Below are 14,453 nucleotides of genomic sequence, written 5' to 3' on the forward strand. Positions count from 1 at the left end.
TGATAAACGGAGCGGCTACTTGCGCAGATGACATGTTCAAAATTCAGGTGCTCCCGTTCTTAGTACTTGGGCTTGCCGAAAATACGGCTCACGATATTCACAACCAGCACGATCATTACCAGCACCAACGAGGCCGCCCAGGCGAGCTCGAGCTGGTTGTCGAAAGGCATGCCGGAGAAGTTGTAAATCAACACGGCAAGCGACGCCGTCGGATTCATGACCGCCAGGCTGCCGTCGTGGTAGATCCAGTAGTTACTGAACAGCGCGGTGAACAACAGCGGCGCGGTTTCGCCGGCGGCGCGTGCCACGGCGAGCATGACGCCCGTCAGGATCGCGGGCATGCCGGTGGGCAAAACGATTTTCCAGATCACCTGCGAACGGGTGCAGCCCATGCCATAGGCCGCGTCCTTCATGATCTTGGGCACCATCTTCATCGACTCTTCAGCCGTCAGCACCACGATAGGCAACATCAGTACAGCCAGCGCCACGCCACCGGCGGGTGCCGAGTACGTGCCGGTGGTCATGACCACCAGGGCGTAGGCGAACACGCCGGCCAGGATCGAGGGCAAGCCGGTGAGCATCTTGGCGGCAAAGCGCGAGGCGTTCGCCAGCTTGCTGTCCGGGCCCAGTTCCGCGAGGAAAATCGCCGCCAGGATGCCGACCGGCACAGCGATGGCGGCGGCAATACCGACCATCACGAAGGTGCCGGCCATGGCGTTGCCGAAGCCACCGCCGGTCTCGAAGCCGGTGGGTGGCAGCTCGGTGAACACTTCCAGGCTCAGGCGCGCGCCGCCACGGGTGATCAGCATGTAGAGCACGGAAATCAGCGGCACACTGGCCAGCAGCGCGCCGAACCACACCAGGGTGGTCAGCACCAGGCTGCGCAGGGCACGCCCTTCAAACCGGCGCTGCAGGCTAGGCATGGCGGTGATTGGAGACGAGAGGTCAGTCATTACTTGGTACCCCGCTGGGCGTAGACCATGATCATCGAACCGATGATGTTCACCAGCAGCGTGATGAACATCAGCACCAGTGCGGCGTACATCAACACTTCGATCTCGTTCGGGCCGGCTTCGGGGAAGTTCAGCGCCAACAAGGCCGCCAGGGTGTTGGCCGGGGCGAACAGCGAGAGGGAAATGTTGTTGGCGTTACCCACCAGCATGGCCAGGGCCATGGTTTCACCCAAGGCGCGGCCCAGGCCCAGCACCAGCGATCCGAAGATGCCGGTGGCGGCAGACGGCACCATGACCTTGAGAATCGCTTCCCAGTGAGTGGTGCCCATGCCGTAGGCGGCTTGCTTGGTTTTCATCGGGACACCCGTGAGGGCGTCCTGGGACACGGCAGCAATGGTCGGCAGAATCATGATGGCCAGCACCAGTGCAGCTGGTAACAGGCCCGGCCCGCTGAGGGACGTGCCGAAAAAAGGAATCCAGCCGAGTTCGCTGTTCAGCCACGCGGTGAGCGGGCGGATGGCCGGGATAACCACATAAATGCCCCAGAGGCCGTAGACCACGCTGGGGATGGCTGCGAGCAATTCGACGATGGTGCGAAACACCGCCGCGAGTTTTGCTGGCAGGAAATCCTGGGTGAGGAAAATAGCCATGCTGACGCCAAAAAAGCCTGCGATCAGCAACGCAATCAGGGCGCTGTACAGCGTGCCCCAAATCGCGGGCAGAATCCCGTACTTGCCTTGGTTAACGTCCCAGACACTGCCGAACAGCACGTCAAAGCCATGCTTTTCCATGCCGGGAAGTGCCTTGCGCCCTACTTCGAAGACCAGCGCGAAAACCAGCGCCAGCACCAGCACTACGCCTATGCGTGCAAGTGCACGGAAGGTGCGGTCAACCACAAAGTCCTTCGTGGACGGCGGCTGACACGCAGAATCCGGGTTAACCGGTACGACAAAAGGTGTGTTCATTGGCTAATTCCGGAACAAGGGGGGAACGCTTGCGGCATGGCTGACAGCCCATGCCGGAAGCGGCCTGGCGAGCCTTACTGGATGTTGGCGGAAGCTTTGCGAACCTGGTCGACAACCGATGGCGGCAGTGGGATGTAGCCCATCGAATCAGCGATTTTCTGACCTTCGGTCAAGCTGTACTCGACCATTTCACGCATGGCTTTGGCTTTGGCTGGGTTGCCGTTGTCCTTGCGGAAGATCATCCAGGTGTAGGACGTGATCGGGTAGGACTTGGCGCCATCCGGGTCCGGCAGCCAGGCCACCAGGCTTTCCGGCATTTTCACCGCGGCCAGGGCTTCGGCGCCGCTTTCGGCGTTCGGTACCACGTACTTGCCGGCCTTGTTCTGCAGTTGGGCAAAGTCAACCTTGGCCAGTTTGGCGAAGCCGTATTCGATGTAGCCGATCGCGCCTGGGGTCTGGCGCACAGTGGCGGTCACACCATCGTTCTTCGGCGATTTGATGAACTTGTCGCTGGCGGGCCAGTTGACGGTGTTACCTTCGCCCAGGTCTTTCTGGAACTCAGGGTTGATCGCAGCCAAGTGCTTGGTGAACACAGCGGTGGTGCCGCTGGAGTCTGCACGTACGACGACGGTGATCGGCATGTCTGGCAGTTTCAGGCCTGGGTTGGCGGCAGCGATCTTCGGATCGTTCCACTTGGTGATTTTGCCCAGGAAGATGTTGGAGTACACATCGCGAGGCAACTTGAGCTCTTTAGGATTGCCCGGCAGATTGAACGCCAACACGATTTCACCGGCAGTCATCGGCAGCAGTTGCGCGCCTTCGGCAACCTTGGCGATGTCTTCGTCTTTCATGGCCGAGTCGCTGGCGGCGAAGTCGACGGTTTTGTTCAGGAAGTCCTGTACACCCGCACCGCTACCTTTGGATTGGTAATCAACGGTGACACCCTCGGTTTTCTTGCTGAAATCCTTGAACCAGGTGAGGTAGATCGGGGCTGGAAAACTCGCACCGGAACCGGTCAGGCGGATGCTTTCGGCAGCAAACACCGAGGTGGCACTGAGAGAAACCGCAACGGCGAGTGCAGCAGACTTCATCAGACGTTTCATTCAGGAAAATCCTTGTGAATTACGGGCTCGGGAACTCTGCAACAATCTTGTTACGGTTTTATGAACGTGGAATGGCAAAACGCCTTGTTGTCCCCATCTCCCACCGCAATCGCGCGATTTGGTGTCATTGGTTAGTAACAAAATGCGACTAAGACTTTGCCATCTCCCACCACGCGAGTTCCGCCCATGTCCTCAATAGAAGACACCTTGATGCAGCGCATCCACCGTGAGTTGCTGGATCACAGTGACGAAGAGCTGGAACTGGAATTATCCGAAGACGGGCATGACCTGAACGCGCTGTTTGACGAGCACGTAGGAGAAAGCAGCGAGAAGGCCGCACGGCGGGTGTATTTCAGCGAACTGTTCCGCCTGCAGGGCGAATTGGTGAAGTTGCAAAGCTGGGTGGTCAAGACCGGCCACAAGGTGGTGATCCTGTTCGAAGGGCGTGATGCCGCCGGCAAGGGCGGTGTGATCAAGCGCATTACCCAGCGCCTGAACCCCAGGGTCTGCCGCGTTGCCGCCCTGCCCGCGCCGAATGACCGCGAGCAGACCCAGTGGTATTTCCAGCGCTACGTCTCGCACCTGCCGGCCGCCGGTGAAATCGTGCTGTTCGACCGCAGTTGGTACAACCGCGCCGGGGTCGAGCAGGTCATGGGGTTTTGCAACGAGGACCAGTACGAAGAGTTCTTCCGCACGGTGCCGGAGTTCGAACGGATGCTCGCCCGCTCCGGTATTCAACTGATCAAGTACTGGTTTTCGATTTCCGACCAGGAACAGCACCTGCGTTTTCTCAGCCGCATTCACGACCCGCTCAAGCAATGGAAACTCAGCCCCATGGACCTGGAGTCGCGTCGGCGCTGGGAAGCCTATACCAAGGCCAAGGAAATCATGCTCGAACGCACCCACATCGCCGAGGCGCCGTGGTGGGTGGTGCAAGCCGATGACAAGAAGAAGGCCCGCCTCAACTGCATCCACCATTTGCTCGGGCAGATGCCGTATGAAGAGGTCGAGCTGCCGGTGATCGAGTTGCCGCAGCGCGTCAGGCAGGAAGACTATTCGCGCAGCCCGACGCCGCCGGAACTCATTGTGCCGCAGCGCTACTGATCACCCACACGGGCAGGCAGGCGGCATCTCGCATACGGTTGTTCGCCCGCCTGCCTGTTTTTTTTCAGACCCGTCTTAAATCATCCCGTGCCTGACAGCGATACGCTGGCCCCTTCCCTACCCCTCTGTGGAATGCGCCCGGCGCACAGCTGACAGGTACCCCGCCATGATCGACAAACACCTGCGGATCCTCATCGTGGATTCCCTTCATGCCCATGTCATGCAGATCGAAAAAATGCTCAACCGCATGGGCTATCACTGTATCGCCACCGCCAGCAGCGACCGGGAAGGCCGGCAATTGAGCCGTGCCGGGCTGAGGCGTTTCGATGTGCTGTTGGCCGCCGATCACATGGTGCGCAAGCCCGACGTGGGCGGGTCGGCGTTTGACGCCTACGCCATCGCGAACGTGTTTATCTATGGCCGGCCTGCCGACAGCGAACGGGTGAACCTGGCCAGCCACGGTGAGCGTTACTGGCGCTGCGGCTTGCCGGAATACCTCGTGCTGGAGTGGTTCATGGCCCGCTCCAGGCGCAGCCTGCCGCAGGCTTGCGACAACCCTTCGCAAGTCCCTTGCACGGAGTCACCCGGTTACTTTGCACTGCCAGGCGCAAGGTGACCGAGTTCCGGCGGGGTCAGATCGGAGCGCTGCTGACGACCCTCAGCGCCAACCCTTCATACGCATCCAGCGTGATGGTGAACTCGCCGTCTGCCGTCAGGTCACCCTCGACCCGTTCATTGATGATGTCCACCACCATCCCCGCCGCGATATCCGGCAGGTTCAGGGTCTCGGTGATCGGCGTGGCGCCGAAGTTCAGCGCGGTGATTTGTATGCCTTTGCCGGCGGGTAATTCATGGACCATCACCAGCAGCCCTGGGTTTTGCACTTCCGGCACTTGAATCTGGCGGCTGGCCGCAATGTCGTAGGCACGGCGTACCGCGAGGATTTTCTGCAGTTGCGACGCAAATGACTCGGGGTCCTGTAATTGGCTGTTGAGGCTGCCATACAGGCTTTTCGAGCGCGGCATATGGCCGGCGGATAATTCGGCGTCCGGGTTCAGGTCCACCAGGTCATAGGCACCACGATGAATCCAGCGCGTGTCGCCATCCTGCATCAAATGTTCGACCTCTTCGGCCGCCAGCGGCAGCGCGCCCACCAGGTCCCAGCCCGACAAGGCAAACACCCCTGGCTGCATGGCGTTGTACATCACCAGCAGCAAGTGGATCTGGCGAATCTGCTGGATGTCCGCGGGGGTGATCGCGTCCAGGTCCCGAATGCCCAGGGCGGCCGTGATGATACTGGCCGTGGTGCAGGACACGCCGTTGGTCACGAACTTGAGGTTGTACGGCGCATGTTCGCCGGCCAGGCGTTCGTACATCTGCTCGCGGATGTGCTCGCGCAGGATGTTGCCGGGAAAGGTCTGGCCCTGGTACAGGAAGGTGTCGTGGGCATGCAAGGTCCAGAAGTGCACCAGTTCGAGGGTCAGTTCATCGTGGTTTTGCAACGCGTGGATCAGCGAGCCGGGGTCGATGCCCTGGCGGTGCATTTCACGCAGCATCAGGCGCAGGAACTCGGCATCGCCCATCAGCAACGCGTGCTGGTATGCAGGGCGGGTGATGAAGTCGTAGGACAGGTCGGCACCGCCGTGTGACATGGACGCGATGTCATCCACGGTGAGGTTCAACTCCTGGAAGCTGAAACCGCCCGCCTTGCGAATCGCCCCGCCCAGCAACTGGTTGCCGGTGATCGACAGCGGATGGCTCTCGGACCAGGCCGTACCGTCCAGCTTGCGCTCCACGCCGAGGAAACCATTGGCGTCCAGGCGCAGGATCTTCGCGCCCATCACGTCGATGGCATGCAGCGCATCGCCAATGATCATCTGCTGCGCGGCGAAGGTCGGGTCCAGCCAATTCAACGACGGCTGGCCTTCCTTGAAATAATGCAAGTACACCCAGCGGCGCGGCTTGCCGTCCACGCCCAGCACTACGTCCGTCGCGCTCCAGTCGGTTTCCTTGACGCCGGGCTCGAAGAAGATCACCCGTTGCAACTGGCCGACGATGTAGTGTTTGTCGCGCAATGCATCGACCTGCACCGGGCTGAGGTTCTGCGCGTCGCGGCCCTCGGCGACGTCGGGCAGCAACGGCCAGTCTTCTTCGCGGATTTCCACCATATGGTAGAGGCCGGGATAGTCTTCGTACGCCATCTCGGCCAGGCGGAAGTCCGCGCCCTTGCCGGTGTGGGACGGGATCACATCGTCGATGATCACCGCGTTGTGCGCCGCCGCCATGCGTGTCAACGCCTGCAACTGTGCCTCGGTGCCCAGCTGCGGGTCGATCTCGAAGCTGATGCGGTCGAAATTGCCGTCGATGGTCGGCGTGTGCTGCATGCCGCTCAGGCCGCCGGACTTCTTCAGCGGGCCGTTGTGGATGCCCTGGATGCCGATCTTCGACAAGGCGTGCCACAGCGCCTCATCGCCCAGCGCCTCCAACACCGTGCCGCCTTCGCGGGTCACGATCGAGGCCGGGTACGCGGTAAACCACACCGACGACAGCGCCGAAGCATCACGGGGCCGGGTCTGCGCGTAAGGCTGCTGCCACAACCGGCCCTGGCCCGAATAGAGCTTGGCCCGCTGGCGTGCCGCGTGCAGCATCGATTGTTCCACCAGCCAGTTCACATGGTTGTTTTCAGCCGCCGTCATAAGCTTGGTACCTGTCGTCGTGAAGCATTGCTCGTGAACATATGAGGCTTGTGCGGGCCATTCGTTGCATTGCGATGAGGCGATGGCTGGGCATCGCCCACTGTAGGCGGTGATCGTCAGTGGGTGTCGCGATACTGCCTCGGCGTAAACCCCGTCGACGCCTTGAACTGCCGAGTGAAGGCGCTGTGGTCGGTGTACCCGCACTGCAGCGCTACCTCGGTGATCGGCAGGTCGGTGTGGAGCAAGCGGTGGGCATGCTCCAGCCGCACTTTCTGGATCATCTGCCGGGGCGTGAGGTGGAACACGCGCTTGCAATAACGCTCCAGTTGCGCCACGGAAATCCCGGCAATGCGCGTCAGTTCACCCAGGGTGACACGGCGGTTGAAGTGCGCGCGGATGTGCGCGTCCACGGCGGCCAGGCGCTGGTACGCCGGGTGGCTTTCGCTGGCGGTTTGCAGGTCGACCGAGATACCGGCCAGGCCAATGATCGCGCCCGAATGGCTGTACAGCGGCCACTTGTGGGTCAAACACCAGCCGGGTTCGCGGGTGCCGTACAGGTGCAGTTCCAGCTGATCTTCCAGCACAAAGCCCTGCTCCAGCACGCGCCGGTCCTGCTCGGTGTAGCCCGGCCCCAGTTGCGCAGGAAAGACTTCGGCACTGGTCTTGCCCAGCAGCGGTTGCAGCTGCTTGAGGCCGCAGCGCTGCACCAGGGTGCGGTTGGCGAGCACATAGCGGGCCTGGGTGTCCTTGATGAAAATCGCCGCATTGGGGATCACGTCGAGCATCGGCAATAGCTGCGCGACACTGCCTAATAACTGTTCGATGTCTTTGGGGTTGCTCCCTTGGCAAAGGCTCGCAAACGCGCTCTGCATCATGACGATTGATCCCCATTGTTGGCCTGGACGGATAGCAGATTGCACGATGCCCGGCGCCCTGTCGAGCCACCAAAACTGTGCTGATTTCGTCATCGATGCCAGCAAAAAACATCAATCGCGCCGCCGTTCATGAGTTCACTGTATGGCCACTGCATGCCTATCCAATAACTCACAAGAAGGCGACGCTATGTCAGCTCAAGGCAAGTTCAAGAAACAGCTTTCCCTGATGGACCTGACCTTTATCGGGTTGGGTGCCATCTTTGGTTCGGGCTGGTTGTTCGCAGCCAGCCACGTATCCGCAATCGCAGGCCCGGCGGGCATTATTTCCTGGCTCATCGGTGGTTTCGCGGTACTGCTGCTGGGCATTGTGTACTGCGAACTGGGCGCCGCATTGCCGCGTGCCGGCGGCGTGGTGCGTTACCCGGTCTACTCCCACGGTCCGCTGCTGGGCTACCTGATGGGATTTATCACGCTGATCGCGTTTTCCAGCCTGGTGGCCATTGAAGTGGTCGCCTCGCGCCAATACGCCGCGGCATGGTTTCCCGAGCTGACCAAAGTCGGCTCCAGTGACCCGACCACCCTCGGCTGGCTGGTGCAATTCGCCCTGCTGTGCCTGTTCTTTATCCTCAATTACCGCAGTGTCAAAACCTTCGCCATCGCCAACAACCTGGTGAGCGTGTTCAAGTTCATCGTACCGTTGCTGGTGATCGGCGTGCTGTTCAGCTTCTTCAAACCGGCGAACTTCCAGGTGCAGGGTTTCGCGCCGTTTGGCCTGTCGGGCATTGAGATGGCGGTGTCGGCCGGCGGGGTGATTTTTGCCTACCTGGGGCTGACGCCGATCATCTCGGTGGCCAGCGAAGTGAAGAACCCGCAACGTACGATTCCGATTGCGCTGATCCTCTCGGTGCTGCTGTCGACGGCCATCTACGTGCTGCTTCAGACCGCCTTCCTTGGTGGCGTGCCCACGGAAATGCTCGCCAATGGCTGGGCCGGGATCAGCAAGGAACTCGCGCTGCCCTACCGCGATATCGCCCTGGCGCTGGGCGTGGGCTGGCTGGCGTACCTGGTGGTGGCCGACGCGGTGATCTCCCCCAGCGGCTGCGGCAATATCTACATGAATGCCACGCCCCGTGTGGTGTATGGCTGGGCGCAGACCGGCACGTTCTTCAAGATTTTCACGCGTATCGATGAGAAGTCCGGCATTCCACGGCCCGCGCTGTGGCTGACCTTTGGCCTGTCGGTGTTCTGGACCCTGCCGTTCCCGTCCTGGGAAGCACTGATCAACGTGGTGTCGGCGGCGCTGATCCTCAGCTACGCCGTCGCCCCGGTCACCGTCGCCGCACTGCGCCGCAACGCACCACAGATGGCGCGCCCGTTCCGGGTCAAGGGCATGGCGGTGCTGGGCCCGCTGTCGTTCATCATCGCCGCGCTGATCGTGTACTGGTCTGGCTGGGGCACGGTGTCCTGGCTGCTCGGCCTGCAGATCCTGATGTTCGTGGTGTACCTGCTGTGCGCACGCTGGGTGCCGACCGCACACATCAACCTCAAGCAGCAAGTGCGCTCGTCTGCCTGGCTGATCGGCTTCTACGCGGTGACCATCCTGCTGTCCAAGCTCGGCAGTTTTGGTGGCATCGGCGTGATCAGCCACCCGCTCGACACGATTGTCGTCGCCGCTTGCGCACTCGGCATTTACTACTGGGGCGCAGCCACTGGCGTGCCGGCTCATCTGGTACGGCTGGAACACGAAGCCGATGAAAGCGAAGCGGTCGACGAACCTCACGCGCCGCTGACACCCGCGACTTACTGATTCAGGAGCCTTATATGAAGCGACTGCATGTGATCGACTCCCACACCGGCGGCGAACCGACACGCCTGGTCATGAGCGGTTTCCCGGCGCTGAACGCCGCCACGATTGCCGATCAACTGCACAGCCTGCGCACTGAGCATGATCAATGGCGCCGCGCCTGCCTGCTGGAGCCGCGTGGCAATGATGTACTGGTGGGCGCGCTGTATTGCGAGCCCGTTACGCCAGGCGCGATCTGTGGTGTGATCTTCTTCAACAACGCCGGTTACCTCGGCATGTGCGGCCACGGCACCATCGGCCTGGTTGCGTCGCTGCACCACATGGGGCGTATCCAGCCCGGCGTGCACACGATCGACACGCCCGTTGGCCCGGTGGCGGCCACGCTGCACGAAGACGGCAGCGTAACCCTGCGCAATGTGCCCGCCTATCGCCTGCGCCAGCAGGTGCCGGTGGAAGTGCCGGGGCATGGCGTGGCCTACGGCGATATCGCCTGGGGCGGCAACTGGTTTTTCCTGGTGTCGGACCATGGCCAACGCTTGCAGATGGACAACGTGGATGCGCTTACCGACTACACCTGGGCGATGCTCAAGGCTTTGGAAGAGCAAGGCATTCACGGTGCAGACGGTGCACTGATCGACCACATCGAGTTGTTCGCCGACGACGACCACGCCGACAGCCGCAACTTCGTGATGTGCCCCGGCAAAGCCTACGACCGCTCGCCCTGCGGCACCGGCACCAGCGCCAAGCTGGCCTGCCTGGCCGCCGATGGAAAACTCCAGCCGGGTGAAACCTGGACCCAAGCCAGCATCACCGGCAGCCAATTCGAAGGCCGCTACGAATGGGACGGCGAGCACATCCGCCCCTTCATCACTGGCAGCGCCTACATGACCGCCGACAGCACCTTGCTGATCGACGAGCGTGACCCTTTTGCCTGGGGCATCTGAGCCCTTCCCTGTTTGTACTGAACGTTCCAAGGAGTTAGAACAATGAGCGAAAACATCTTCACCGGCTGCATCCCCGCCCTGATGACCCCGTGCACGCCTGAGCGCAAGCCCGACTTCGACGCCCTGGTCGCCAAAGGCCGCGAGCTGATCGATATCGGCATGAGCGCCGTGGTGTACTGCGGCTCCATGGGCGACTGGCCGTTGCTCACCGAGGCCGAGCGCCAGGAAGGCGTGGCGCGGCTGGTGGCTGCCGGTGTGCCGACCATCGTTGGCACCGGCGCGGTCAACAGCCGCGAAGCCGTGGCCCATGCTGCCCACGCGGCCAAGGTCGGCGCCCATGGCTTGATGGTGATTCCGCGCGTACTGTCCCGTGGTGCCTCCGCTACCGCGCAGAAGGCGCACTTCTCGGCGATCCTCAAGGCCGCGCCAAACCTGCCAGCGGTGATCTATAACAGCCCCTACTACGGCTTCGCCACCCGCGCCGACCTGTTCTTCGAACTGCGTCGCGAACACCCGAACCTGATCGGTTTCAAGGAATTCGGCGGCGGTGCCGACCTGCGCTACGCCGCAGAGCACATCACCTCCCAGGACGATAACGTGACCCTGATGGTCGGCGTCGACACCCAGGTGGTGCACGGTTTCGTCAACTGCAACGCCACCGGCGCCATTACCGGCATTGGTAACGCCCTGCCTCGGGAAGTGTTGCAACTGGTCGCGCTGAGCAAAAAAGCCGCCAAGGGCGATGCCAAGGCCCGTCGCCAGGCCCGTGAGCTGGAAGCGGCGCTGGCGGTGCTGTCGTCGTTCGATGAAGGCTGCGACCTGGTGCTGTATTACAAGCATTTGATGGTGCTCAACGGTGATAAAGGCTACGCCCTGCACTTCAATGAAACCGACGCGCTCAGCGACGCGCAACGTCGTTACGCCGAACACCAATACGCGCTGTTCCGCCAGTGGTACGCCAACTGGTCGGCGGAACAGAACGTCGCTTGATGCCTTGCGCGCCGCTGCGGCTCTCGCAGCGGCCCACCTTCTTTTTCCAGGACGACCCCATGACTCTGACGGGCAAGATGCTGATCGGTCAGCACGCCATTACCGGTAATCGCGAGGCAATCCGGGCCATCAATCCGGCCACCCAAACGCCGCTGGAGCCTGCTTACCTGGGCGGCAAAGGCGAGCATGTCGAACAGGCGTGCGCACTGGCGTGGGCGGCGTTCGATGGGTATCGCGAAACATCGCCGGAGGCGCGCGCCACGTTCCTTGAAACCATCGCCACGCACATCGAAGCGCTGGGCGATGAATTGATCGACCGCGCCGTCGCCGAAACCGGCCTGCCCCGCCCACGTATCCAGGGCGAGCGCGGGCGCACCTGCGGGCAACTGCGGACCTTCGCCCGCACCGTACGCGCCGGGGAATGGCTGGATGTGCGGGTAGACACCGCACAGCCGCAACGCCAGCCCCTGCCGCGCCCCGACCTGCGCCAGCGCCACATCGCGTTGGGCCCGGTGGCGGTGTTTGGTGCGAGCAACTTCCCACTGGCCTTCTCCGTGGCCGGCGGCGACACTGCCTCCGCGCTGGCCGCCGGTTGCCCGGTGGTGGTCAAGGCCCATGGTGCCCACCCTGGCACCAGTGAACTGGTGGGCCGGGCGGTAGCGCAGGCAGTCAAGGCGTGTGGCCTGCCAGACGGCGTGTTTTCGCTGCTGTACGGTTCGGGCCCTGAAGTCGGCATTGCGCTGGTCACCGACCCACGCATCAAGGCAGTTGGCTTTACCGGCTCGCGCAGCGGTGGCCTTGCCTTGACCCAGGCCGCGCAGGCCAGGCCCGAGCCGATCCCGGTGTATGCGGAAATGAGTTCGATCAACCCCGTGTACCTGTTTGCGGCGGCACTGGCCGCCCGGGGTGAAGCATTGGCCCAGGGTTTCGTCGCGTCATTGACCCAGGGTGCCGGGCAGTTCTGCACCAACCCAGGGTTGGTGATCGGGGTGCAAGGGCCGGCCCTGGATCGCTTCATCCGCACCACCAGTGAGTTGCTGCCGAGTTGCGCGGCGCAGACCATGCTCACCCCCGGTATCGCCAGTGCCTACGCTTCCGGCGTGGGCGCATTGACCGAACACGCCAAGGTTGTCGCACAGGGTTTACCGGCGATGGGCCCGAACCAGGGCCAGGCCCATGTGTTTGTGACCCAGGCGCAAGCGTTCCTGGCCAATCAACACCTGCAGGCCGAAGTCTTCGGCGCGGCGTCGCTGATAGTCGTCTGCGCCAACAATGAAGAAGTGCGCCAGGTGTCCGAACACCTGGAAGGCCAACTGACCGCCACCCTGCATCTGGACGAAGACGATCTGCCAAGCGCCAAAGCCCTGCTGCCGGTTCTGGAGCGCAAGGCCGGTCGCCTGCTGGTCAATGGCTGGCCGACAGGCGTGGAAGTCTGTGATGCCATGATCCACGGCGGCCCCTTTCCGGCCACTTCGGACTCGCGCAGCACGTCGGTGGGCACGGCGGCGATCCAGCGTTTTTTGCGGCCGGTGTGTTATCAGGACTTCCCTGACGCGTTGCTGCCCGAAGCGCTCCAGCACGGCAACCGGCTGCTGTTGCGGCGCCTGCTCGACGGCCAGAGAGAGGCATAGGCGATGTCCGTACCCGATACCGTAGTGGTTGGCGCCGGCATTATCGGCGTCGCCTGCGCGCTGCAACTGGCGCGTCAAGGCCGGCACGTGCTGGTGGTCGACCCCCAGGATCCCGGCATGGGTGCCTCCTATGGCAACGCCGGGCACCTGGCGACCGAGCAGGTGTTCCCGATTGCCGACCTGTCGATCCTCAAGCGCTTGCCCGGCATGCTGCTGGACCCCATGGGCCCGCTGCGCCTGGATTGGAAATACCTGCCGCGCGCACTGCCCTGGTTCCTGCGCCTGCTGCTCAACCTGCGTCCGGCGAGCTACCGGCGCACGGTCGCCGGGATCCGCACGCTCAACGAAGGCAGCCTGGGCGCATGGCAGCGCTTGCTGCACAGCATTGGGCGCCCGACGTTGCTGCGCAAGGATGGCTCGTTGCTGGTGTATGAACAGGCCGACTCACGCCCCGCCCTGGAGGCCCTGCAACAGCGCATGCAACAACAGCAGGTGCCCGTGGACTACTGGTCCGGCGAGGCCATACGCCAAGCCGCACCGCAATTGAGCGACAACATCCAGGGCGGGCTGTTTTTTCCCGGCACCGGGCACTTTCTCGATCCTTATCAGGTGGTGTGCGAACTGGTCCAGGCCGCCAAGGCCAGCGGCGTGCAATTCCTCAAGCGTCGGGTACTGGATGGGCGCGTTGAAGGAGACGGCGTTTCCCTGACGACCGACCAGGGCCCTTTGTTGGCGAGCCAGGTGCTGATCGCCTGTGGCGCCCACTCGGCCAAACTGACCGCTGCCCTGACCGGCAAAAAAGTCCCGCTGGACACCGAGCGCGGCTACCACCTGATGCTGCCCCATGAACACCACCGTCTGCCGTTTGCGGTCACCTCCCTGGAGCGTAAATTCATCATGACGCCCATGACCGACGGCTTGCGCTTGGCCGGCACGGTGGAATTCGCTGGCCTTGATCGCCCTGCGAATATGGAGCGTGCCTGGCAACTGCATCGGCTGAGCAAGGGGTTGTTTCGCGAGGACTTGAGTGCAGAAGGTGCAACGCCGTGGATAGGGTTTCGTCCGTCGTTGCCGGACTCGCTGCCAGTGATTGACCGGGTGTGTGACGGGAAGGTGCTGCTTGCGTTTGGGCATCAGCATTTAGGGCTGACACAGGCGGCGGTGACGGCGGAGTGGGTTGGTGAGTTAGCGAGCAAGGATCAAGCGCAGTTACTGACACCTTATCGCCTAGACCGATTCTGAAATCTCTGTAGTGAGCAGGCTTGCCCTGCGCTGGGCTGCGAAGCAGCCCTAAACCCAGACGGCCGATTTTGGACTGAAGAACTGCGGTGCCTGCAGTGGGGTCGCTTCACGGCCCAGCGCAGGGCAAGCCTGCTCACTACAGGTAG

The 14,453-nt window shown here is 62.4% G+C and carries 12 protein-coding genes; 7 read left to right on the plus strand and 5 right to left on the minus strand.

The features are described from left to right. Positions 1-59: 59 nt before the first annotated feature. The 3 genes from pstA to pstS form a co-directional block, all read right to left on the minus strand. Positions 60-953: a phosphate ABC transporter permease PstA gene (pstA, locus tag KUA23_RS15905; protein ID WP_078048569.1), complete on the minus strand. Its 894-nt coding sequence runs from the start codon at positions 951-953 to the stop codon at positions 60-62. Beyond that, on the minus strand, positions 953-1,918 hold the full coding sequence (gene pstC, locus KUA23_RS15910) for a phosphate ABC transporter permease subunit PstC (protein WP_078048570.1): 966 nt from the start codon (positions 1,916-1,918) through the stop codon (positions 953-955). Before pstC ends, pstA begins: the two co-directional genes overlap by 1 nt. 74 nt (positions 1,919-1,992) lie before the next feature. Beyond that, positions 1,993-3,021, minus strand: coding sequence for a phosphate ABC transporter substrate-binding protein PstS (pstS, locus tag KUA23_RS15915; protein ID WP_016978033.1), 1,029 nt, complete (start codon positions 3,019-3,021; stop codon positions 1,993-1,995). Positions 3,022-3,207: 186 nt separating this feature from the next. Between pstS and ppk2 the strand changes: the two genes are divergently transcribed. Further along, complete coding sequence (gene ppk2, locus KUA23_RS15920) at positions 3,208-4,125, plus strand: polyphosphate kinase 2 (RefSeq protein WP_252992375.1); 918 nt, start codon at positions 3,208-3,210, stop codon at positions 4,123-4,125. A 166-nt stretch (positions 4,126-4,291) separates the two neighbouring features. Next, a complete protein-coding gene (locus KUA23_RS15925) occupies positions 4,292-4,741 on the plus strand; it encodes an ANTAR domain-containing protein (protein ID WP_252992376.1) in 450 nt (149 codons plus the stop codon). A gap of 16 nt (positions 4,742-4,757) precedes the next feature. On the opposite strand, the gene treS is transcribed toward KUA23_RS15925, so the two are convergent. Together treS and KUA23_RS15935 are read right to left on the minus strand one after the other, a co-directional pair. Continuing rightward, the gene (gene treS, locus KUA23_RS15930) at positions 4,758-6,821 is read right to left on the minus strand and encodes a maltose alpha-D-glucosyltransferase (RefSeq protein WP_252992377.1); all 2,064 of its coding nucleotides are present in this window, start codon (positions 6,819-6,821) and stop codon (positions 4,758-4,760) included. A gap of 116 nt (positions 6,822-6,937) precedes the next feature. Beyond that, on the minus strand, positions 6,938-7,696 hold the full coding sequence (locus KUA23_RS15935) for an AraC family transcriptional regulator (protein ID WP_078048574.1): 759 nt from the start codon (positions 7,694-7,696) through the stop codon (positions 6,938-6,940). Positions 7,697-7,883: 187 nt separating this feature from the next. On the opposite strand from KUA23_RS15935, the gene KUA23_RS15940 reads away from it, so the two are divergent. From KUA23_RS15940 to KUA23_RS15960, 5 genes are read left to right on the plus strand one after another with little or no spacing between them, the layout of a single operon-like run. After that, positions 7,884-9,503: an APC family permease gene (locus KUA23_RS15940; RefSeq protein WP_252992378.1), complete on the plus strand. Its 1,620-nt coding sequence runs from the start codon at positions 7,884-7,886 to the stop codon at positions 9,501-9,503. 14 nt (positions 9,504-9,517) lie between these two features. After that, positions 9,518-10,444 (plus strand): 4-hydroxyproline epimerase, encoded by a 927-nt coding sequence (locus tag KUA23_RS15945; RefSeq protein ID WP_252992379.1) that lies wholly within the window; start codon positions 9,518-9,520, stop codon positions 10,442-10,444. 42 nt (positions 10,445-10,486) lie between these two features. After that, positions 10,487-11,434, plus strand: a complete 948-nt coding sequence (locus KUA23_RS15950) for a dihydrodipicolinate synthase family protein (protein WP_252992380.1) — start codon at positions 10,487-10,489, stop codon at positions 11,432-11,434. Between the two features lie 59 nt (positions 11,435-11,493). Next, entirely contained in the window at positions 11,494-13,065 is a 1,572-nt protein-coding gene (locus KUA23_RS15955; RefSeq protein WP_252992381.1) for an aldehyde dehydrogenase (NADP(+)), read from the plus strand. Between the two features lie 3 nt (positions 13,066-13,068). Next, positions 13,069-14,307 (plus strand): NAD(P)/FAD-dependent oxidoreductase, encoded by a 1,239-nt coding sequence (locus KUA23_RS15960; RefSeq protein ID WP_252992382.1) that lies wholly within the window; start codon positions 13,069-13,071, stop codon positions 14,305-14,307. Positions 14,308-14,453 lie beyond the last annotated feature (146 nt).

The organism is Pseudomonas pergaminensis, from assembly GCF_024112395.2.
GTDB lineage: Bacteria > Pseudomonadota > Gammaproteobacteria > Pseudomonadales > Pseudomonadaceae > Aquipseudomonas > Aquipseudomonas pergaminensis.

Bases quoted from the DNA above. Each gene is read 5' to 3' on its own strand.
- KUA23_RS15925 (WP_252992376.1), top strand. From the start codon at position 4,292: ATGATCGACAAACACCTGCGGATCCTCATCGTGGATTCCCTTCATGCC.
- treS (WP_252992377.1), bottom strand. From the start codon at position 6,821: ATGACGGCGGCTGAAAACAACCATGTGAACTGGCTGGTGGAACAATCG.
- KUA23_RS15945 (WP_252992379.1), top strand. From the start codon at position 9,518: ATGAAGCGACTGCATGTGATCGACTCCCACACCGGCGGCGAACCGACA.
- KUA23_RS15955 (WP_252992381.1), top strand. From the start codon at position 11,494: ATGACTCTGACGGGCAAGATGCTGATCGGTCAGCACGCCATTACCGGT.
- pstS (WP_016978033.1), bottom strand. From the start codon at position 3,021: ATGAAACGTCTGATGAAGTCTGCTGCACTCGCCGTTGCGGTTTCTCTC.
- KUA23_RS15950 (WP_252992380.1), top strand. From the start codon at position 10,487: ATGAGCGAAAACATCTTCACCGGCTGCATCCCCGCCCTGATGACCCCG.
- KUA23_RS15940 (WP_252992378.1), top strand. From the start codon at position 7,884: ATGTCAGCTCAAGGCAAGTTCAAGAAACAGCTTTCCCTGATGGACCTG.
- ppk2 (WP_252992375.1), top strand. From the start codon at position 3,208: ATGTCCTCAATAGAAGACACCTTGATGCAGCGCATCCACCGTGAGTTG.
- pstC (WP_078048570.1), bottom strand. From the start codon at position 1,918: ATGAACACACCTTTTGTCGTACCGGTTAACCCGGATTCTGCGTGTCAG.
- KUA23_RS15935 (WP_078048574.1), bottom strand. From the start codon at position 7,696: ATGATGCAGAGCGCGTTTGCGAGCCTTTGCCAAGGGAGCAACCCCAAA.
- pstA (WP_078048569.1), bottom strand. From the start codon at position 953: ATGACTGACCTCTCGTCTCCAATCACCGCCATGCCTAGCCTGCAGCGC.
- KUA23_RS15960 (WP_252992382.1), top strand. From the start codon at position 13,069: ATGTCCGTACCCGATACCGTAGTGGTTGGCGCCGGCATTATCGGCGTC.